Genomic DNA, 19,236 nt, shown 5'->3' on the forward strand with positions numbered 1-19,236 from the left:
AAATAACTTGATGAGCCGCTGATCGACGCGGCACCACGGGAGGGATTGCGATGCGCATCGTCTGTATCGGTGGCGGACCGGCTGGGCTCTACTTCGCGCTTCTGATGAAGAAGCTGCATCCGGAGCACTCGATCAGGGTCGTCGAACGCAACCGGCCTTACGACACCTTCGGCTGGGGCGTTGTGTTCTCCGATGCGACGATGGTGTCGATGCGCCAATGGGACCCTGAAAGCGCGGCCGAGATCGAGGACGCGTTCAACCATTGGGACGACATCGAAGTCCTCTTCAAGGATACCCGCCAGCGCACGTCCGGCCACGGCTTCGTCGGCATCGGGCGCAAGAAGCTCTTGAACATCCTGCAGAAGCGCTGCGAAGCCCTCGGCGTCGAGTTGATCTTCGAAACCGACGTCGATTCCGATCTCGACTACCCGGATGCCGATCTGATCATCGCGTCGGACGGCGTCAATTCGCGGATCCGCAACCGCTACGCCGATATTTTCGAGCCGGACATGGTCATCCGCCCGAACCGCTTCATCTGGCTCGGCACCAACAAGCTCTTCGACGCCTTCACCTTCGATTTCCGCAAGACCGAGCATGGCTGGTTCCAGTCGCACATCTATAAGTTCGACGACCAGACTTCCACCTTCATCGTCGAAACCACGGAAGAAGCCTACCTCGCCCATGGCCTCGACAAGATGAGCCAGGACGACTCGATCGCCTTCTGTGAAAACGTGTTCTCCGAAGTGCTCGAAGGCGCTTCGCTGATGACCAATGCCCGCCACGTGCGCGGTTCGGCCTGGCTCAATTTCAGCCGCCTGATCTGCGGCAAGTGGAGCCATTTCAACGGCAATTCACAGGTCGTGCTGATGGGCGATGCCGCCCACACCGCGCATTTCGCCATCGGTTCGGGCACCAAGCTTGCCATCGACGACGCGATCGAGCTTGCCAATCAGTTCAATATCCACGACCACGACAACGCCGACATTTCCGAAGTCTTGAAGACTTACGAGGAAATCCGCCGCGTCGATGTCGCCCGCATCCAGAACGCGGCGCGCAACGCCATGGAATGGTTCGAAGTCGTCGGCCGCCGCTATGCCGACCAGCTCGAGCCGGAGCAGTTCATGTATTCGATGCTGACGCGCTCGCAGCGCATCAGCCACGAAAACCTGCGCCTGCGCGACAAGACCTGGCTCGAAGGCTTCGAGCGCTGGTTTGCAGAGAAATCCGGCCTTCCGGTCGGCGAGGATCGCTGCCTGCCGCCCATGTTCACGCCCTTTACGGTTCGCGGCACCACGCTTGCCAACCGCGTCGTCGTGTCGCCGATGGCCATGTATTCGGCCAAGGACGACGGCATGATCAATGACTTCCACCTGATCCATCTCGGCGCCCGCGCCATGGGCGGTGCCGGTCTCGTCTTCGCCGAAATGACCTGCGTATCGCCCGATGCCCGCATCACCCCCGGCTGCCTTGGCCTCTGGAACGAGGAACAGGCAGCGCAGTGGAAGCGGCTCGTCGAGTTCGTTCACAACGGCACGCCGGCCAAGGTCGGCATCCAGATCGGCCATGCCGGCCGCAAGGGCTCGACGCGCCTTGCCTGGGAAGGCATCGACCAGCCGCTCAACGACGGCAACTGGCCGCTGATGTCGGCATCCGCTCTTCCCTACCTCAAGCACAGCCAGGTGCCGAAGGCGATGGACCGGGCAGATATGGACCGCGTCAAGGCCGATCACGTGCGTTCCGCCGAACTGGCGGTGACGACCGGCGCGGACTGGCTGGAGCTCCACTGCGCTCACGGATATCTGCTGTCGAGCTTCCTCTCGCCGCTCACCAACCGCCGCGAGGACGAATACGGCGGCAGCCACGAAAACCGTGCTCGTTTCCCGCTGGAAGTGTTCAAGGCGGTCCGCGCGGTCTGGCCGGCCGACAAGCCGATGTCGGTGCGCCTGTCCTGCCATGACTGGACCGAGGGCGGCAACACGCCCGAGGATGCCGCGATCTTCGCCAGGATGTTCAAGGACGCCGGCGCCGACGTGATCGACTGCTCGTCGGGTCAGGTATGGAAGGAAGAAAAGCCGGTTTACGGCCGACTGTTTCAGACGCCCTTCTCGGACAAGATCCGCAACGAAGTCGGTATCTCGACGATTGCGGTCGGCGCGATCTCGGAAGCAGACCATGCCAACTCGATCATCTCGGCCGGACGTGCCGATCTGTGCGCCGTTGCCCGTCCGCATCTCGCTGACCCCGCCTGGGCGCTGCACGAAGCGGCCAAGATCGGCCTCGGCTCGATCGCCTGGCCGAAGCAGTATCAGTCGAGCAAGTACCAGTACGAGGCCAACCTCGCCCGTGCGGCCGCAGCCGCCCCGGCAAAGTGAGTGTCCGCGATGACGAACTTGGGTAAACTTGCCGGACGTCATGTCCTCGTCACCGGTGCCGGCAGCGGCATCGGCGCGGCGGTCGCCCGCGCGCTTGCCGCCGAAGGCGCGCGCGTTACGCTTGCCGGGCGCAGGCGCGAGCCGCTGGAAACGCTGGCCGCCGAGATCGGGACCGCAGCCTTCGTTGCTGACGGCTTCGACGTCACCGATGCCGCGGCGATCGCGAACGGTCTCAAGGCCGCGCGCGATACATTCGGACCGGTCGATATTCTCGTCAACAACGCCGGCGAGGCGCCGACCGCATCTTTCGAAAAGACCAGCCTCGAGATGTGGAACCATGTGCTGTCGGTGGATCTCACCGGCGTCTTCCAGGTGACCCAGGCAGTCCTGCCTGACCTCAGGGCCCGCGGCACTGGTGCCCGCATCATCAACATCGCCTCGACGGCCGGGCTGACCGGCTATGGCTACGTCTCGGCCTATGTCGCCGCCAAACACGGCGTCGTCGGGCTCACCCGCGCGCTGGCGCTGGAGCTTGCAAAGACCGGGATCACGGTCAACGCCGTCTGCCCCGGCTTCACCGACACGCCGATCATCGAGCGTTCGATCGAGACGATCGTCGCCAAGACCGGGCGCAGCCGCGAAGCGGCGCTTACGGAATTCACGAAATCCAATCCGCAGGGACGTCTTGTCAAACCGCAGGAGGTTGCAGATACCGTCCTATGGCTTGCATCGCCTGGTGCGGCATCGATCAATGGACAGGCAATCGCGGTTGCCGGTGGGGAGGTTCTTGCAGGATGAGCGATCACGATATGACGATGCGGGGCCATCTCAAGCCCTTCAAGGATTATCAGGCCGAGCACTTCCTCTGGGAAGTCAGCGAGGACGGCCCCGTGGCGACGATCCGGCTGAACCGCCCGGAACGCAAGAACCCGCTGACCTTCGAAAGCTACGCGGAACTACGCGACCTCTTCCGCGACCTCGCTTACGCCTCCGACATCCGCGCCATCGTGCTGACCGGCGCCGGTGGCAACTTCTCCTCCGGCGGCGACGTCTTCGAGATCATCGAGCCGTTGACCCGCATGGCGATGCCGGAGCTTCTGGCTTTCACCCGCATGACCGGCGACCTCGTCAAGGCGATGCGCAAGTGCCCGCAGCCGATCGTAACCGCAATCGACGGCATCTGCGCCGGCGCCGGCGCGATCCTCGCCATGGCCTCCGATCTGCGCCTGGCGACCCCTGAAGCCAAGACCGCCTTTCTCTTCACCCGCGTCGGCCTTGCCGGTGCGGACATGGGCGCCTGCGGCATTCTTCCGCGCATCATCGGCCAGGGCCGTGCCGCCGAACTGCTGTATACTGGCCGCTCGATGAGTGCCGCAGAGGGCCAGGCCTGGGGCTTTTTCAACGGCCTGCATGCCGGGACCGAAGTCGAAGCCGAGGCGCACAAGCTGGCCCGCTCGCTCGCCGACGGCCCGTGGTTCGCGCACGGCGTGACCAAGACCATGCTGAACCAGGAATGGGCGATGGGGATCGACGAGATGATCGAATCGGAGGCGCAGGCCCAGGCGATCTGCATGGCAACCCAGGACTTCCGACGCGCCTTCGAGGCCTTCGCCGCCAAGCGCAAGCCCGTCTTCGAAGGGAACTGAGACATGACCGCCGCGACCACGCTTGCGGGTCCGTCCCGCGAACATCTCGACTGGCCCTTCTTCGAGGAGCGCCATCGCGATTTCGCAGCCAAGCTCGATGCCTTCGCCAAGTCGGCGCCGATGGCCGACATCGACCATCACGATGTCGACGGCGCCTGCCGCAAGCTGGTGCGCGCGCTCGGTGACGCCGGCATTCTCGAGGCGGCGACCGGACGCTCCGAGGCCGAGCCCTTGATCGACAGCCGCCTCGTCTGCCTCGCCCGCGAGACGCTTGCCTGGCATGACGGGCTTTCTGACTTTGCCTTTGCGATGCAGGGCCTTGGCACCGGCGCGATCGGCCTTGCCGGCGATCCCGCATTGCGCGCCGCCGTCATGCCGAAGGTCCGCTCCGGCGAATGGCTGTCGGCCTTTGCGCTTTCCGAGAAGGAAGCCGGCTCCGACGTCGCGGCCATGGCGTGCGCTGCCCGCGCCGATGGCGACCACTACGTGCTCGACGGCGAAAAGACCTGGATTTCCAACGGCGGCATCGCCGATGTCTACACCGTCTTTGCCCGTACCGGCGAAGCGCCGGGTACGCGCGGCATCTCGGCTTTCATCGTCTTTGCCGACGATCCGGGCTTTTCGATCGCCGAGCGCATCGATGTGATCGCGCCGCATCCGCTCGCCACCATCCGTTTCGAGAACTGCCGCATTCCGGCGTCGCGCAGGCTCGGCGCACCCGGCGAAGGCTTCAAGATCGCCATGCGCACGCTCGACATCTTCCGCGCCTCGGTGGCGGCGGCCGCGCTCGGCTTTGCCCGCCGGGCGCTCGATGAATCGGTCGCGCACGCCACCGCCCGTCCAATGTTCGGCGCCAAGCTTGCCGACCTGCAACTGACGCAGGCGGCCCTCGGCGACATGGCGACCGGGATCGACGCGGCAGCACTTCTGACCTATCGCGCCGCCTGGCGCCGCGACGTGCAGAAGCTGCCGACGACCGGCGAAGCCGCCATGGCCAAGATGACGGCGACGGAAACCGCCCAAAGCGTTATCGACCGTGCCGTGCAGCTGTTCGGCGGCCGTGGCGTCAGAAGCGGCGAGATCACAGAGAAACTTTATCGCGAAATTCGCGCGCTTCGTATTTACGAAGGGGCGACTGAGGTCCAGAAACTCATCGTCGCGCGCGAACTTCTGAAAAGCAGATAACGGGAGAAAGACCATGCAGCATACACGCGAGATTTTCGACTGGGCCGATCCCTTCCGGCTCGTGGAGCAACTGACCGACGACGAGCGCATGGTGCTCGATACCGCGCACGCCTACGCCCAGGACAAGCTGGCGCCCCGCGTGCTCGATGCTTTCCGCAACGAGAAGACCGACCCGACGATCTTCCGCGAAATGGGCGAACTCGGCCTGCTCGGCCCGACGATTTCCCCCGAATACGGCGGCGCCGGCCTCGGCTACGTCGCCTACGGCCTGATCGCCCGCGAAGTCGAACGCGTCGACAGCGGTTACCGCTCGATGATGAGCGTGCAGTCCTCGCTGGTCATGGTGCCGATCGATGCCTTCGGCACGGAGGCTCAGAAGCAGAAGTACCTGCCGAAGCTTGCCACAGGCGAATGGATCGGCTGCTTCGGCCTCACCGAGCCGAACCATGGCTCGGATCCCGGCTCGATGGTCACTCGCGCCAAGAAGGTCGACGGCGGCTATAGCCTCACCGGCGCCAAGACCTGGATTTCCAATTCGCCGATCGCCGACGTCTTCGTCGTCTGGGCAAAGACCGAAGACGGCCTCATCCGCGGCTTCATCCTGGAAAAGGGCTGGAAGGGACTTTCCGCTCCGGCCATCCACGGCAAGGTCGGCCTGCGCGCTTCGATCACCGGCGAAGTCGTCATGGACAACGTCTTCGTGCCCGAAGAAAACCTGATGCCTAACGTCACCGGCCTCAAGGGTCCCTTCACCTGCCTGAACTCCGCCCGCTTCGGCATCGCCTGGGGTGCGCTCGGCGCCGCCGAGGACTGCTACGCCAAGGCACGCCAGTACGTGCTCGACCGCAAGCAGTTCGGCCGGCCGCTCGCAGCCAACCAGCTGATCCAGAAGAAGCTCGCCGACATGACGACCGAGATCACGCTCGGCCTGCAGGCCTGCATCCGGCTCGGCCGCATGAAGGAAGAGGGTCATCCGCCGGTGGAGCTCACCTCGATCGTCAAGCGCAATTCCTGCGGCAAGTCGCTGGAGATTGCCCGCAACGCCCGCGACATGCTCGGCGGCAACGGCATTTCCGACGAATTCGGCATTGCCCGCCACCTGGTCAACCTGGAAGTCGTCAACACCTATGAGGGCACGCACGACGTCCACGCGCTGATCCTCGGCCGCGCCATCACCGGCATTGCCGCCTTTTCGAACTGAGGTCTGCCTTGGCATTCCAAACCACCAGGCCCTTGCGCTTCGGAGATTGCGATCCCTCCGGGATCGCATACTTCCCGTCCTACCTGAGAATTCTCGACGGTGTGATGGAAGAATTCTTTGAAACGCTCGGCGCCGGCCGGGCGGACTTGATCGGCGAGCGCCGGATTGGAACGCCAACGCTGCGCCTCGACGTGACCTTCGTGCATCCTGGTTTCCACGGCGACCAGCTCGAATTCACAGCAAGGGTGCGCGGCATCGGCCGCTCATCCCTCGATCTGGAGCACGAGGTATCGGCCGGCGGCAACGTCCTTTGGACCGCACGCCAACGCCTCGTCGCGACCTCGCTTGAAACGCATAAATCGCTTGCCTGGCCGGACGATATCCGCGCCGCGCTGACCCACCATTTGGAGACCCCCACCGATGCATGAGATCCTGCAACCTGAAGGCTGGGCCAAGCCGATCGGATACGCCAATGGCGTCGCGGCAACCGGCCGCACGATCTACGTCGGCGGTCAAATCGGCTGGAACGCGCAATGCGAGTTCGAAACGGACGATTTCGTCGGGCAGGTGCGCCAGACGCTGAAGAACATCGTCGACGTTCTGGCCGCCGGCGGCGCCGAGCCGCATCACATCACGACGATGACCTGGTATTTCACCGACAAGGCCGAATACATGGGCAACCTCAAGGGCCTGGGCCAGGCATACCGGGAGACGATCGGCCGCCACTTCCCCGCCATGGCAGCCGTTCAGGTCGTAGCGCTCGTCGAAGACCGCGCCAAGATCGAGATCCAGGCGACCGCCGTCGTTCCTGCGTGAGGGAGTAAGAGCATGCCGGCCACGAACTTCTCCGAAAGCGTCTCAGCAACGCTGAGCGACGGCGTCCTGATCGTCACGATCGACAACGCGCCCGTCAACGCAACTTCGGCGCATGTCCGTGCCGGCCTCATGTCTGCCCTTGACCATGCCGAGGGCGATAGCGGCATCGTCGGGCTCGTCATCACCGGCGCCGGAAAGACGTTTGTCGGCGGCGCCGACATCCGCGAATTCGGCAAGCCGCCGGTCGAGCCGCATCTGCCTGATGTCCTCAACCACATCGAAGCCTTTTCAAAACCGGTCGTCGCCGCCGTCAATGGCGCAGCGCTCGGGGGCGGCTGCGAGATCGCGCTTGCCTGCCACGGCCGTGTCGCCGGGCAAACCGCCGTTTTCGGCCTGCCTGAGGTGAAGCTCGGGATCGTGCCGGGTGCCGGCGGCACGCAGCGCCTGCCCCGACTGATCGGAACGCCGGCCGCCATCGACCTCATCGGCAGCGGCCGGACAGTCAAGAGCAAGGAAGCCGTTGCGCTCGGACTTGCCGACCGCGCAGCCGACGACGTCGTCGCTGCGGCTACCACACTTGCCCGCGAGCTTGCGGGCACGCCGCTCTGCCGCACAGGCGAGCTTGCCGTCAAGGCGGACGACGCCGCCACGATCGAGGCCGCTTCGGCAAAGATTCTTGGCAAAGCCCGCGGACAGGCAGCCCCCTCCGAAGCGCTCCGGCTCGTCAAGCTGGCGGCGACGGTATCGCTTGTCGAGGGACTTGCGGAAGAACGCGCCACTTTCCTGCGCCTGCGCGACTCCGAGGAGGCCGCCGCGCTGAGGCACGTCTTCTTCGCGGAGCGGGCCGCCGGCAAGGTCGCCGGCCTGGAGGCGGTCACCCCGCGCAAAATCGAAACCATCGGCATCGTCGGTACCGGGCTGATGGGCTCGGGCATTGCCGTCGCCAGCCTCAATGGCGGCTACCGCGTCATCGGCGTCGAGCAGACCGAGGAGGCCGCCGACAAGGGCCGCGCGCGCATTGTCGGCATGTTGGAAAGAGACTTGAAGAGCGGCCGCCTCGACGCCGCCGGTCTTGCCGACCGAGTGGAGCGGCTGACCGTGACGGCGAATGCGCAGGAACTTGCCGCCGCCGATCTCGTCATCGAGGCGGTGTTCGACGATCTGACTGTCAAGACCGAGCTCTTCCAGCGCCTCGACGCCATCGTCCGCAAGGACGCGATCCTTGCCACCAATACCAGCTATCTCAATCCCGATACGATCGCTGCCGCCACTGAGCATCCCGAGCGCGTCGTCGGCCTGCATTTCTTCTCGCCGGCCAACATCATGCGCATGGTCGAAGTGGTCAACTGCGCGCAAACGGCGCCCGACGTGCTGGCGAGCGCCGTTGCCGTCGCCAAACGCCTCGGCAAGCTGCCGATCGTCTGTGGCGTCATCGAAGGCTTCATCGGCAACAGCATCTTTTCGGCCTACCGCCGCGAGGCTGAATTCATGCTGGAAGATGGGGCCCTGCCGAACGAGATCGATGCCGCGCTGGAGGCCTATGGCTTCCCGATGGGCTGCTTCGCGGTCTTCGACCTCGCAGGCCTGGAGATCGCCTGGGCACGGCGCAAGCGCCAGGCAGCGACGCGTGATCCGTGCGAACGCTATGTTGTCATCCCCGATCGCCTCTGCGAGGCCGGCCGCTTCGGCCAGAAGACCGGTCGCGGCTGGTACGCCTATCCCGAGGGCAAGAGGACTGTCGACCCCGAGGTCACGGCGCTGATCGAAGCCGCCCGCGCCGAGAAAGGCATCAGCCCGCGCAAGCTCGGCGCCGACGAGATCGTGGCCCGACTTCTGAAGGCGATGACCGACGAGGGGCAGAAACTCCTCGACGGCGGAATAGCCGCTCGCCCGAGCGATATCGACCTGGTGTTGATCAACGGCTACGGCTTTCCCTCGCACAAGGGCGGGCCGATGTTCGCCGCCGGTCGTCGGTGAAGTTAGACCTAGACTAGCGCCTCACCTTTTTCCCATGAGCGTAAAAAGCTCCTGCGCGCGGTTGACGCCGCGCAGCGCATAGCGGCCGACCGAAACAAGGTCGTCGCGCTCGGGCTTCGGCACGGCGTTGACGAAATCCGACGACGTCAGGATGTTGCGATCGACCGAGCGACACAGCGAGGCGATACGGCTTACCTCGTTGACCGCGGGGCCGATCACCGTGAAGTCGAGCCGGTCCTGGCTTCCGATATTGCCGTAGAAAACGTCGCCGATGTGGAGGCCGAGATAGACTTCCGTGACAGGACGCCCTTCGATCTCGCGCTGCGCGTTCAAGTCCCGCAGGCGCTTGCGCAGCGTGGCCTCGGCGCGCAGCGCCGCCGCGCAGGCATCGGCTGAGTTGCCGCCCTTGAAGATGGCAAGCGTTCCGTCGCCGATCAGCTTCAGCACGTTGCCACCAGCCTCGTGGATCGAGGAGATCACGGCGTCCGCGTAGTCGTTGAGCATGGGGATGATCTCGTCCGGCTCGGCCGTATCCGAAATGCGCGTATAGTGGGCGAGATCTGAGAACCACAGCGCCGCGGAAATGCGTTCCGCCTTGCCTCGGGTGATCTTGCCCTCGAGCACTTGGCGGGCGGCGTCCTCGCCAAGATATACCTCCGCGATCGTGCGGGCGATGCGGCCAAGCGCCGTGCATTTTATGGCGAGCGCCAGCGCCGGCACCAGGCGACGCAGAACGGCGACGTCGCCGTTGCCGAAGCCATCGGGCGCCGCGGTCACGAAATTCACGAAGCAGCAGTCCATTTCGCCGATCGTGCCGGCGCTGCCGAAATGATTGGCGAAAGCGATGAAATCAGTGTGGCCCGCCTCCTTCAGGAGATCCAGCGAATAGAAATCAAGCGGATCGCCGAAGCCTATGCGGCGGCGCACCTCGGTCTCATTGGTGCTCTGGAGATGGTAAAAGGCCGAGCGCCGCCAGTTTTCCGCCCCGATCCCCTGCCCGGACGGGCCGTACTCGAAAACCGCCTCGATGTCCTCTTGGCTGTCCCATCGGAAAGCCCGCCCTTCGTAGACGGGGTGAAGCGTATCCATCAGCGCCATGGAGCGGCCGATGTCGAGCCCGCCATCTCGACAGGCTTCGCAGAAACCCGCGAGCAGATCAGCTTCGGCGGCCCCTTTGAGACCCTCGTTCATGAGCCAGGCGGCGAGTTGAGTGATGTCGTTTTCTTGCATCCAACAATTCCTCTGCCTCCCGGCGTCGCTTTAGTCCCAATCACCGCCGTACGGAAGCCTGGAAGGCATGGCAAACGTCAATTGAGCGCAACAATCGCCGCTTTCCTTGCAAGAGAGCGGCGATTTGACGCAAATTCGGGCTGAATTTCAGCTTCTACCCATTGGCGCGAGGGCTCAGAAGATCGTCGAGGCCGATGCGGCGGAAGAGTTCGGCGCGAACACGGTCCGCGACGCCGTTGACCACTTCGGCGCCATCCTGCGACGGATCGACATGGGTGCGGAAGGGGCGCTTTCCGAACGGCATGTCGACGATCTCGACGATCGCGGTGGCCACCGAGGCTGCGTCTGCATCCGCCGGTTCGAGCGCGGCCAGCCCCTGCAAAGCCTTGTCCGAAACGCCGGCATAGGGGCCGTCATTGTATTCGGCCGCGCGCTCGGTGTCGGCGGGAGAGCCGGAATGGGCGAAGTGGTTGGTGCCCTTGGTGAACGCGCCGGGCACGATGATCGCCGTTTCGATGCCCCAGCGGGTGAGTTCGGACGCGTAGGAGACGGCGAGCGAATCCATGGCGGCCTTGGCAGCGAAATAGGGCGCAAGGTAAGGCGGCGTGCCGCCACGGGTGCTGGAGGAGGAGACCCAGACCACAAGACCCTTGCCTTGCCGCCGCATATGCGGGAGTGCCGCCCTGTTGACGCGTTGCGTGCTCAAGACGTTGATGTCGAAGAGTTCCTCGTATTGGTCCGGCGTGAAGGCCTCCGCCGGGCCAAAGGACATATGGCCCGCATTGTGGATCAGGACGTCGATACCGCCTTCCTGCGCGATGACTTTCGCAATGCCAGCTTCGACAGATGCGTCGGACGCGACGTCGAGTTCCACGGTTTTCAGGGCCACGCCGTGCTCGGCGGCGAAAGCGTCAGCAACTGCGACCTGCGGCGCGTTGCGCCCTTCGGTGTGTCGCATGCCGGCATAGACGGTGTGGCCGGCCTTGGCCAGCGCGCGAGCCGTGAGTGCGCCGAAGCCGCTCGATGCGCCCGTGATGACGATGACTTGCTTGCTCATGATCCTGTTCCTTCAAGCCTGGCGTTCCCTTGGGAAACGCCTTTACAGTTGATGCCATGGGTTCTTGGGGACCGCGCGAACGGATCAGACCATGCCGCCATTGGCGCGCAGAACCTGGCCATTAATCCAGGAGCCATCAGGACCGGCGAGGAAGGCAACCGACGCCGCGATGTCGGCGGGCGTGCCGAGGCGCTCCAGCGGGTTCATCTTGGCCATCCGTTCGATCAGTTCGTCGCTCTTGCCGTTGAGGAAGAGATCAGTCGCCGTCGGTCCGGGGGCTACCGCGTTGACCGTGATCGAGCGGCCCCGGAGCTCCTTGGCAAGGATCGCCGTCATCGTCTCGACCGCTGCCTTGGTGGCGGCGTAGACGCCATAGGTCTCGAGCTTCAGCCCGACGACGCTGGTCGAGAAGTTGACGATACGGCCGCCGTCCCTAAGCCGCTTTGCGGCTTCGCGCAGCGTGTTGAACGTTCCCTTCAGATTGACGGCGATCTGCCGCTCGAAATGGGCGTCGTCGGCGTCGGCAAGCTTCGACAGAACCATGATGCCGGCATTGTTGACCAGCACATCGACGCCGCCGAAGGCTGCCTCGGCCGCGTCGAACATGCGGCGCACTGCATCGGCATCACTGACATCAGCCTGTGCCGTCAATGCCTTGCCGCCCTTCTCTTCGATGGAGCGCGCCAGCGCCTCGGCGGAAGCGGCGTTGCCGGCGTAGTTGATGACAACCGTAAACCCGTCGGCGGCGAGCCGCTCGGCAATGGCGGCGCCGATGCCGCGGGAAGCGCCGGTGACGATGGCAACTTTTTTGCTGTTGATGTCGGACATGGTCGTTCTCCTTGATGTTTCGCGCCACGGCGCTGTTCGATGAGGAGACTATGCCTCTTTCAAATTGCCGGATAATCAGCCAATATCCGCGATAACAATCCGAATAACGCGAACAATCAAGATGGATCGTTTCAGTGCCATGCAGGTCTTCGCCCGCGTCGTGGAGCGCCGCAGCTTCACCTTGGCTGCGGCGGATATAGGGCTGCCGCGCTCGACCGTCACGGATGCGATCAAACAGTTGGAAAGGCGCCTCGGCGTAAGGCTTTTACAGCGGACGACGCGGCACGTGAGCCCGACGCTCGATGGCGAGGCCTACTATCGGCGCTGCCTTGCCATCCTCGCCGACATAGAGGAGGCGGAGGGCGCCTTTGCCGGGGTCAAGCCCAAGGGTCTGTTGCGCGTCGACGTGCACGGCACGCTGGCGCGGCATTTCGTGCTGCCGAACCTTCCCTCGTTCCTCGCCGCCTATCCGGACATCTCTGTGCATATGAGCGAGGGCGACCGTCTGGTCGATCTCGTCCGAGAAGGCATCGATTGCGTGCTGAGGGTGGGCGTGCCGCAGGACAGCGACATGATCGCACGGCGCGTCGCCACGCTGGCGGAGGTGACGCTGGCAGCACCCGCCTACCTCGAACGCCATGGCATGCCCGAGCATCCTGCCGTGCTCGAAGGCGTCCACCGCATGGTGGGCTTTCACTCGACGGCGACGGGCGGGCTATTGCCCCTGGAATTCACGGTGGATGGATTGCTGAAAAATGTCGCGCTTCCGGCGACAATCACGGTCAACGCGGCGGAAAGCTATGTGGCAGCCGCCAAGCTCGGCCTCGGCCTGATACAGGTCCCCCGCTATCACGCCGAGCATGCGCTAGCGATGGGTGAGCTCGTCGAAGTGCTGGCCCCCTTCCCGCCCTCTCCGACGCCGGTGTCGCTTCTCTATCCGCGCAATCGCCAGCTTTCGCCGCGCGTGCGCGTCTTCATCGACTGGATCGTCGGCATTTTCGCCGCGCAGAGAGAAAGGACATAAGGCGGGCCTCAGCCCGAAATCGTCGTCGAGAAACTCGGATTGCCGCGGATCGTGTTGCTGACCGTGCAGATTTCGTCCTCGGCCGCGTGCGCGATCGCGCTCCGGGTTTCGTCGTCGAAATCGCCCTTGATGGTGAAGGCGATATTGAACTTTTCGACCCGCGAAAGACCTTCGGCCGCCTTCTCTCCGGTGACGGAAGCAGTCACCTCGATGAGCTTGTCGAGAACGCCCATCTGACTTGCCGCCATGCGCGCGCTGAGCACCAGGCAGGCCGAGAGAGACGCGTAAAGAAGATCGAGCGGGTTGAACCCCGCCTGCGACGGCGCGGTCACCACGCTAATCTCGCCGCCCGTCAGTGAAACGACGTGCGGAAAACCGGTGCGGCCGAGCACCGCTGTCGCGCCTGTCTGTCTTGCCTTGGCCTTAAGCTCAACCATGTCTCTACCCTTGAAAAAGCTAGTTCGAATATTGCTTGCGAGAGATAGGAGTTTTCCAACGCGGAAACAATCGCTCATCGAAGACTTGCGCCGACGCTTCAGTTCGGGTCATCTCGCGGGTGACAAAGCAATTCCAGGAAAAGTGCGCAGCGGTTTTCCATCCGGAATGGAACAACAGTATCAATGCGGATCCGCGCTTCGGCGAAGCGTTGAGCCGACCCTGGACCATGCAAGAAGGCAGACCGATGACCATTTCCGATCCCCGCCTTTTCCTCACGTCGCTGTTCAATGCCGCTGTCCGTGCCGCCGATCCGCTGAACGGTATCCGCGCCCATTTGCCGGCCAAGCCGAAGGGCCGGACGGTCGTGGTCGGGGCGGGCAAGGGGTCCGCACAGATGGCGGCGGCATTGGAGAGCTGCTGGGACGGTCCGCTGGAAGGCGTGGCGGTGACCCGCTACGGCTTCGGCGCGCCTTGCGAGCGCATCGAGATCATCGAGGCCGCGCATCCGGTGCCGGATGCCGCAGGCCTCGTCGCCTCGCGCCGGTTGCTCAAGCTCGTCGACGGATTGACCGACGACGACCTGGTGATCGCCTTGATCTCGGGTGGTGGTTCGGCGCTTCTGCCCTCGCCGGCCGGCGACCTTTCGGTCGAAGACGAAATCGCCGTAAACAAGTCGCTACTCGCCTCCGGCGCCCCGATCTCGGCGATGAACACCATCCGCAAGCATCTGTCGACCATCAAGGGCGGCCGGCTGGCGGCAGCCGCCTACCCCGCGCGCGTCGTCTCGCTGGTGGTGTCCGACATTCCCGGCGACGATCCGGCACTGGTCGCCTCCGGGCCGACCGTTCCGGGCCGAGGCACGCGCAGCGACGCGCTAGACCTCATCCGCCTTCACCGGATCGACCTGCCGGCAGCGGTGATCGCTCATATCGAGCAACCCCAGTCCGAAGCTCCACGCCCCGACGATCCGCGTTTTGCCCGTAACGAAGTCCATCTCATCGCCTCGGCGGGCGTCTCGCTGGAGGCGGCAGCGGCAGTTGCGCGTGCCGCCGGCATCGAGGCGGCCATTCTCTCCGATGCGATCGAGGGAGAGGCGCGCGAAGCGGCCCATGTCCACGCGGCCCTTGCCCGCGAAGTCCTGTTCCGCAACAGACCCTTTGCAAAGCCCGTCGTGCTGTTGTCAGGCGGGGAGACGACGGTAACCTTGAGGGGGAAAGGCAAGGGCGGACGCAACAGCGAATTCCTGCTGTCCCTCGCCATCGACATCGACGGGACTTCCGGCATTCAAGCGATCGCCGCCGATACCGACGGCATCGACGGCAGCGAAGACAACGCCGGCGCATTTGCCGACGCGACGACGGCTTCGCGCCTGCGCCAAATGGGGCTCGTGCCCGCGGAGATGCTGAAAAACAATGACGCCTGGACGGCGTTCGACGCCGTCGGCGACCTCTTCGTGCCCGGTCCGACAGGCACGAATGTCAACGACTTCAGGGCGATCCTGATTCAGTGACCGGTTTTCGCCGCGTCATCGAATTCCGCCGCGCACTGGTCGCAGCGCCCGTAGGCGGCGATGGTCGAAGACCAGCGCAGGAAGCGCGCGTGGCAATGGACGCACTCAATCTCCTGCACCTTCTTCTGCACGAACATGTGCTTCGGATGGCTACGTCCGCTTATCCATTGATCCAGTCTTTCAAACATGGCAACTCTCCGCAGACAGATCGACGCCCTATCCCGGCGCACGCATAACTTTTAGCAGCGATCCACCACTGCAAGGTTACGACCGGGATAGTATTTTGCCCCAGTTACTTCTTGAAATAACAGTTGAATTTTAGGCTCAGCCTAAACGATCGCTTCATATATTCGATGGACAGATCGTGGCCGGCCACCCTCAATCGGAATTCGGCCTACCTCGGCTGACGTAGCGGAGGACCGATTTTTTTCAAGTGCGCGAGGAAACCGATTCTATTGGTCCGGTGCTGTATTTTTGGGTGGACAGGAGATTTTCGGCGGGTTCAACTCGTGAAGCGATCAGATTGAGAGGGATCCGATATGAACATGCTTGTCCGCCGCATCTCCACTTCGCTCACCGTCCTTGGTTTCTCCCTTCTCAGCGCCACGGCCTTTGCCGCCTCGCCAGAGCCTGTCAAGGCCGAACACGGCATGGTGGTCACTGCTCAGCATCTGGCGACCGACGTCGGCGTTGCGGTGCTCAAGAGCGGCGGCAACGCGGTCGATGCCGCCGTCGCCGTCGGCTATGCACTCGCCGTCGTTTACCCGACCGCCGGCAACATCGGCGGCGGCGGTTTCATGACGATCCGCCTCAAGGACGGCAAGACGACCTTCCTCGATTTTCGCGAGCGCGCGCCGCTCAAGGCGACCAAGACGATGTATCTCGACGACAAGGGCAACGTCGTCAAAGGTGCCAGCACCGAGGGCTATCTCGCCGTCGGCGTGCCCGGCTCCGTGATGGGCTTCGAGACCGCGCGGGAGAAATACGGCACGAAATCGCGGCAGGAATTGTTGGCGCCCGCGATCGGCTTTGCAAAGGATGGGTTCGTCTTCAACCAGGGCGACGCAGCCGAACTCAACGGCGGGCAGAAGCGTCTGTCACGCGATCCTGCAGCGGCTGCCATCTACGTCAAGGCCGACGGCACGCCCTTTGCCGCAGGCGACAGGCTCGTCCAGCCTGATCTCGCAGCGACCCTCGCCAGCATATCCGAGACCGGCCCCGACGCCTTCTACAAGGGCGCGGCAGCCGAGGCGATCGCCAAGGCGAGCAGCGAGAAAGGCGGCGTTCTCGCCAAGGAGGACTTTGAGCAATACAAGGTCCGCGAACTCGACCCGGTGAAATGCAATTACCGCGGATACGAGATCGTCTCTTCGCCGCCCCCCTCTTCCGGCGGCGTCATCATCTGCGAAATCCTCAACGTGCTCGAAGGCTATCCGCTCTCCTATCTCGGTTACGGCTCTGCCGAGACCGTGCATGTGATGGTCGAGGCGATGCGCCATGCTTTTGTGGACCGCAACGCGGCGCTCGGCGACCCCGATTTCGTCGACAACCCGGTCAGCAAGCTTCTCGACAAGGCCTATGCCGCAAAGATTCGCGACAGCATCGATCCCTACCGCGCCGGCGTTTCGAAGGAGCTGATGCCGAAGGGTTTCGGCGAAAGCCATGAGACGACGCACTTTTCGATTGTCGACGACGAAGGCAACGCCGTTGCCGTGACCTATACGCTGAACGGTTCGTTTGGGGCCGGCGTGGTGGCGCCCGGCACCGGTGTGCTTCTCAACAACGAGATGGACGATTTCACCTCGAAGCCGGGCGTGCCCAATCTCTACGGTCTGGTCCAGGGCGAGGCCAACGCCATCCTGCCGAAAAAGACACCGCTCTCCTCGATGAGCCCGACGATCATTTCCAAGGACGGCAAGCCCTTCATGGTGATCGGCAGCCCGGGCGGTGCGCGCATCATCACCATCACGCTTGAGGCGATCACCAACGTCATCGACTTCAAAATGAACCTTTCCGATGCGATCGATGCACCGCGCATCCATCACCAGTGGCTGCCGGACAAGGTCTATATCGAGCCGCACGCGCTCTCCCCCGATACGATCCGGATCCTGACGGGAATGGGCTATACGGTTCAGGAGGACAAGAACTGGCCGATCTGGGGACAGGCGGCCGGCATCCTGATCGGCGGCGAGAGCCTCGGCGAAATCGCCGACGGCGGCGGGGCGCGCTACAACGGCGCGATGGACGCCCGTGCGGAATCGGGAACCGCCGCGGGATATTGAACCGCCGAGGCTTCAATCGGACGCCTCGCGCGACGCGCGGGGCTTTGCCTAAATGGGCGATCAGATTTGCGTGATCGCATATAGTCAGACAGCCTTAGCAGGAGTATACAGGCGCCGTTCCAAACGCGGCCCTTGGCCGCCACCTGTTGCGGTGCCGTTTTTAGACCTCGCCGCACCATCGAGAGTGATCCCCGACAATGTCGGATCAGACCTATCCGTCCACGGCGGTTCAGCCAGCCGCGCGCAATTTCCGGACAATCGCGCTGATCGTTGCAAGCGCGATGTTCATGGAACAGCTCGACGCCACGGTGCTTGCGACCGCGCTGCCGACCATGGCGCGCGATTTCGGCGTGACGCCGCCCTCGATGAGTATCGCGCTCACCTCCTATCTCTTGAGCCTTGCGATCTTCATTCCCGCCAGCGGCACCATGGCCGATCGCTTCGGCACGCGCACCGTGTTTCGAAGCGCCATCGCGGTCTTCGTGATCGGCTCGATCATGTGCGCGCAGGCGCCAAACCTTACCTTTCTTGTCGCCTCACGGCTGATCCAGGGGCTGGGCGGCGCCATGATGCTGCCGGTCGGGCGCCTCGTCCTGATGCGCAGCGTGCCGCGCAAGGATATGGTCGCGGCCATGTCCTGGCTGCTGGTGCCGGCACTGATCGGTCCGATCCTCGGCCCGCCGGTCGGCGGCATGTTCGTCACCTATCTCGACTGGCGCTGGATCTTCTACATCAACGTGCCGATCGGCATCGTCGGCTTCCTGCTCGTCACGATCTTCATCGACGAGGCGAAGGGGCCGCATCGCGGGCCGTTCGATCTCGTCGGCTTCATCCTCTCGGGCATTTCGCTCGGCTCGCTTCTTTTCGGCTTTGAAACGTCGAGCCGAAGCGGCGAAGGGGCGCGGGCGATCTTCCTGATCGCGATCGGCCTGATCTTCGGCATCGCCTATCTCAGGCATGCGCGCAAGCATCCCTCGCCGATCATGGATTTCTCGCTGATGCGCGTGCGCACCTTCCGGACATCCGTGATCGCCGGCTCGCTCACCCGCATCTCGCAGGGCGCGCAGCCCTTTCTCATCCCGCTGATGCTGCAGCTCGGCTTCGGCCTTTCGGCGGCCGCGGCCGGCCGGATTGCGATTGCCACCGCGCTCGGCTCGATGACGATGAAGGCGATCCAGTCGAAGATTCTCAGACGTTTCGGCTTTCGCACCAGCCTTATCGTCTTCGGGGTGATCGGAACGCTCGGTTACGGCACCTGCGCGATCTTCAGGCCGGACTGGCCGATGTGGCTGATCTTCGTAATCCTCTACTTCTGCGGTTTCTTCATGTCGTTCCAGTTCACCTGCTACAACACGATCGCCTATGACGAGATCGAACGCGAGCGCATGAGCACGGCCACGAGCTTCTACACCACCTTCCAGCAGTTGATGCTCTCGCTCGGCATCTGCGTCGGTGCGCTGGCGCTGCACGCCTCGATGTATGCGAGCGAGCACGACCATGCCACGCTTGAAGACTTCTCCGCCGCCTTCATCGTCGTAACGCTGATCTCCCTGTTCGCGACCATCTGGAACGCCCGTTTCCTCAAGACCGACGGCGCCGAAATCAGCGGCCACAAGGGCAAGCCCCGCGAGGCCGGAATGGAGCACATCCGCCCGCGGTGATCGGCGCAG

General features: G+C 63.8%; 17 protein-coding genes. 12 read left to right on the top strand and 5 right to left on the bottom strand.

Annotated elements, in window-relative coordinates; all coding sequences use genetic code 11:
* Nucleotides 1-50 precede the first annotated feature (50 nt).
* The 8 genes from AB4048_RS03055 to AB4048_RS03090 are packed head-to-tail and all read left to right on the top strand — an operon-like array spanning nt 51 to nt 9,197.
* Entirely contained in the window at nt 51-2,372 is a 2,322-nt protein-coding gene (locus AB4048_RS03055; protein ID WP_442200436.1) for a bifunctional salicylyl-CoA 5-hydroxylase/oxidoreductase, read from the top strand.
* A 9-nt stretch (nt 2,373-2,381) separates the two neighbouring features.
* Nucleotides 2,382-3,170: an SDR family NAD(P)-dependent oxidoreductase gene (locus tag AB4048_RS03060; RefSeq protein WP_442200437.1), complete on the top strand. Its 789-nt coding sequence runs from the start codon at nt 2,382-2,384 to the stop codon at nt 3,168-3,170.
* Nucleotides 3,167-4,018, top strand: a complete 852-nt coding sequence (locus tag AB4048_RS03065) for an enoyl-CoA hydratase family protein (protein ID WP_442200438.1) — start codon at nt 3,167-3,169, stop codon at nt 4,016-4,018. Before AB4048_RS03060 ends, AB4048_RS03065 begins: the two co-directional genes overlap by 4 nt.
* Before the next feature lie 3 nt (nt 4,019-4,021).
* Nucleotides 4,022-5,203, top strand: a complete 1,182-nt coding sequence (locus AB4048_RS03070; protein ID WP_442200439.1) for an acyl-CoA dehydrogenase family protein — start codon at nt 4,022-4,024, stop codon at nt 5,201-5,203.
* Nucleotides 5,204-5,216: 13 nt separating this feature from the next.
* The gene (locus tag AB4048_RS03075; protein WP_442200440.1) at nt 5,217-6,404 is read left to right on the top strand and encodes an acyl-CoA dehydrogenase; all 1,188 of its coding nucleotides are present in this window, start codon (nt 5,217-5,219) and stop codon (nt 6,402-6,404) included.
* A gap of 8 nt (nt 6,405-6,412) precedes the next feature.
* Nucleotides 6,413-6,832, top strand: coding sequence for an acyl-CoA thioesterase (locus tag AB4048_RS03080; RefSeq protein ID WP_442200441.1), 420 nt, complete (start codon nt 6,413-6,415; stop codon nt 6,830-6,832).
* A complete protein-coding gene (locus tag AB4048_RS03085; RefSeq protein ID WP_442200442.1) occupies nt 6,825-7,220 on the top strand; it encodes a RidA family protein in 396 nt (131 codons plus the stop codon). Before AB4048_RS03080 ends, AB4048_RS03085 begins: the two co-directional genes overlap by 8 nt.
* 12 nt (nt 7,221-7,232) lie before the next feature.
* Entirely contained in the window at nt 7,233-9,197 is a 1,965-nt protein-coding gene (locus tag AB4048_RS03090) for a 3-hydroxyacyl-CoA dehydrogenase NAD-binding domain-containing protein (RefSeq protein ID WP_442200443.1), read from the top strand.
* A gap of 21 nt (nt 9,198-9,218) precedes the next feature.
* On the opposite strand, the gene AB4048_RS03095 is transcribed toward AB4048_RS03090, so the two are convergent.
* From AB4048_RS03095 to AB4048_RS03105, 3 genes are all read right to left on the bottom strand, one after another.
* Nucleotides 9,219-10,427 (bottom strand): adenylate/guanylate cyclase domain-containing protein, encoded by a 1,209-nt coding sequence (locus tag AB4048_RS03095; RefSeq protein WP_442200444.1) that lies wholly within the window; start codon nt 10,425-10,427, stop codon nt 9,219-9,221.
* Nucleotides 10,428-10,581: 154 nt separating this feature from the next.
* The gene (locus tag AB4048_RS03100; protein WP_442200445.1) at nt 10,582-11,484 is read right to left on the bottom strand and encodes an SDR family oxidoreductase; all 903 of its coding nucleotides are present in this window, start codon (nt 11,482-11,484) and stop codon (nt 10,582-10,584) included.
* 84 nt (nt 11,485-11,568) lie between these two features.
* Nucleotides 11,569-12,312, bottom strand: coding sequence for an SDR family oxidoreductase (locus AB4048_RS03105; protein WP_442200446.1), 744 nt, complete (start codon nt 12,310-12,312; stop codon nt 11,569-11,571).
* Nucleotides 12,313-12,433: 121 nt separating this feature from the next.
* Between AB4048_RS03105 and AB4048_RS03110 the strand changes: the two genes are divergently transcribed.
* A complete protein-coding gene (locus AB4048_RS03110) occupies nt 12,434-13,336 on the top strand; it encodes a LysR family transcriptional regulator (protein ID WP_442200447.1) in 903 nt (300 codons plus the stop codon).
* A gap of 8 nt (nt 13,337-13,344) precedes the next feature.
* Here the strand turns inward: AB4048_RS03110 and AB4048_RS03115 are convergent, their stop codons facing one another.
* Nucleotides 13,345-13,773 (bottom strand): OsmC family protein, encoded by a 429-nt coding sequence (locus AB4048_RS03115; protein ID WP_442200448.1) that lies wholly within the window; start codon nt 13,771-13,773, stop codon nt 13,345-13,347.
* Between the two features lie 245 nt (nt 13,774-14,018).
* On the opposite strand from AB4048_RS03115, the gene AB4048_RS03120 reads away from it, so the two are divergent.
* Nucleotides 14,019-15,284: a glycerate kinase type-2 family protein gene (locus tag AB4048_RS03120; protein WP_442200449.1), complete on the top strand. Its 1,266-nt coding sequence runs from the start codon at nt 14,019-14,021 to the stop codon at nt 15,282-15,284.
* On the opposite strand, the gene AB4048_RS03125 is transcribed toward AB4048_RS03120, so the two are convergent.
* The gene (locus AB4048_RS03125; RefSeq protein ID WP_442200450.1) at nt 15,278-15,472 is read right to left on the bottom strand and encodes a hypothetical protein; all 195 of its coding nucleotides are present in this window, start codon (nt 15,470-15,472) and stop codon (nt 15,278-15,280) included. The two genes, AB4048_RS03120 and AB4048_RS03125, sit on opposite strands and share 7 nt — an antisense overlap.
* 357 nt (nt 15,473-15,829) lie before the next feature.
* Here AB4048_RS03125 and ggt point away from each other — a divergent pair, with 357 nt between their 5' ends.
* Together ggt and AB4048_RS03135 are read left to right on the top strand one after the other, a co-directional pair.
* Nucleotides 15,830-17,566, top strand: a complete 1,737-nt coding sequence (gene ggt, locus AB4048_RS03130; RefSeq protein ID WP_442200482.1) for a gamma-glutamyltransferase — start codon at nt 15,830-15,832, stop codon at nt 17,564-17,566.
* A 197-nt stretch (nt 17,567-17,763) separates the two neighbouring features.
* The gene (locus AB4048_RS03135) at nt 17,764-19,227 is read left to right on the top strand and encodes a DHA2 family efflux MFS transporter permease subunit (protein WP_442200451.1); all 1,464 of its coding nucleotides are present in this window, start codon (nt 17,764-17,766) and stop codon (nt 19,225-19,227) included.
* Nucleotides 19,228-19,236: the final 9 nt, after the last annotated feature.

Origin of the sequence: Rhizobium sp. RAF56 (genome assembly GCF_052113965.1) — a bacterium.
Taxonomy (GTDB): Bacteria; Pseudomonadota; Alphaproteobacteria; order Rhizobiales; family Rhizobiaceae; genus Rhizobium.

Bases quoted from the DNA above. Each gene is read 5' to 3' on its own strand.
- AB4048_RS03065 (WP_442200438.1), top strand. From the start codon at position 3,167: ATGAGCGATCACGATATGACGATGCGGGGCCATCTCAAGCCCTTCAAG.
- AB4048_RS03095 (WP_442200444.1), bottom strand. From the start codon at position 10,427: ATGCAAGAAAACGACATCACTCAACTCGCCGCCTGGCTCATGAACGAG.
- ggt (WP_442200482.1), top strand. From the start codon at position 15,830: ATGCTTGTCCGCCGCATCTCCACTTCGCTCACCGTCCTTGGTTTCTCC.
- AB4048_RS03090 (WP_442200443.1), top strand. From the start codon at position 7,233: ATGCCGGCCACGAACTTCTCCGAAAGCGTCTCAGCAACGCTGAGCGAC.
- AB4048_RS03085 (WP_442200442.1), top strand. From the start codon at position 6,825: ATGCATGAGATCCTGCAACCTGAAGGCTGGGCCAAGCCGATCGGATAC.
- AB4048_RS03125 (WP_442200450.1), bottom strand. From the start codon at position 15,472: ATGTTTGAAAGACTGGATCAATGGATAAGCGGACGTAGCCATCCGAAG.
- AB4048_RS03060 (WP_442200437.1), top strand. From the start codon at position 2,382: ATGACGAACTTGGGTAAACTTGCCGGACGTCATGTCCTCGTCACCGGT.
- AB4048_RS03075 (WP_442200440.1), top strand. From the start codon at position 5,217: ATGCAGCATACACGCGAGATTTTCGACTGGGCCGATCCCTTCCGGCTC.
- AB4048_RS03135 (WP_442200451.1), top strand. From the start codon at position 17,764: ATGTCGGATCAGACCTATCCGTCCACGGCGGTTCAGCCAGCCGCGCGC.
- AB4048_RS03070 (WP_442200439.1), top strand. From the start codon at position 4,022: ATGACCGCCGCGACCACGCTTGCGGGTCCGTCCCGCGAACATCTCGAC.
- AB4048_RS03100 (WP_442200445.1), bottom strand. From the start codon at position 11,484: ATGAGCAAGCAAGTCATCGTCATCACGGGCGCATCGAGCGGCTTCGGC.
- AB4048_RS03115 (WP_442200448.1), bottom strand. From the start codon at position 13,773: ATGGTTGAGCTTAAGGCCAAGGCAAGACAGACAGGCGCGACAGCGGTG.
- AB4048_RS03105 (WP_442200446.1), bottom strand. From the start codon at position 12,312: ATGTCCGACATCAACAGCAAAAAAGTTGCCATCGTCACCGGCGCTTCC.
- AB4048_RS03110 (WP_442200447.1), top strand. From the start codon at position 12,434: ATGGATCGTTTCAGTGCCATGCAGGTCTTCGCCCGCGTCGTGGAGCGC.
- AB4048_RS03055 (WP_442200436.1), top strand. From the start codon at position 51: ATGCGCATCGTCTGTATCGGTGGCGGACCGGCTGGGCTCTACTTCGCG.
- AB4048_RS03120 (WP_442200449.1), top strand. From the start codon at position 14,019: ATGACCATTTCCGATCCCCGCCTTTTCCTCACGTCGCTGTTCAATGCC.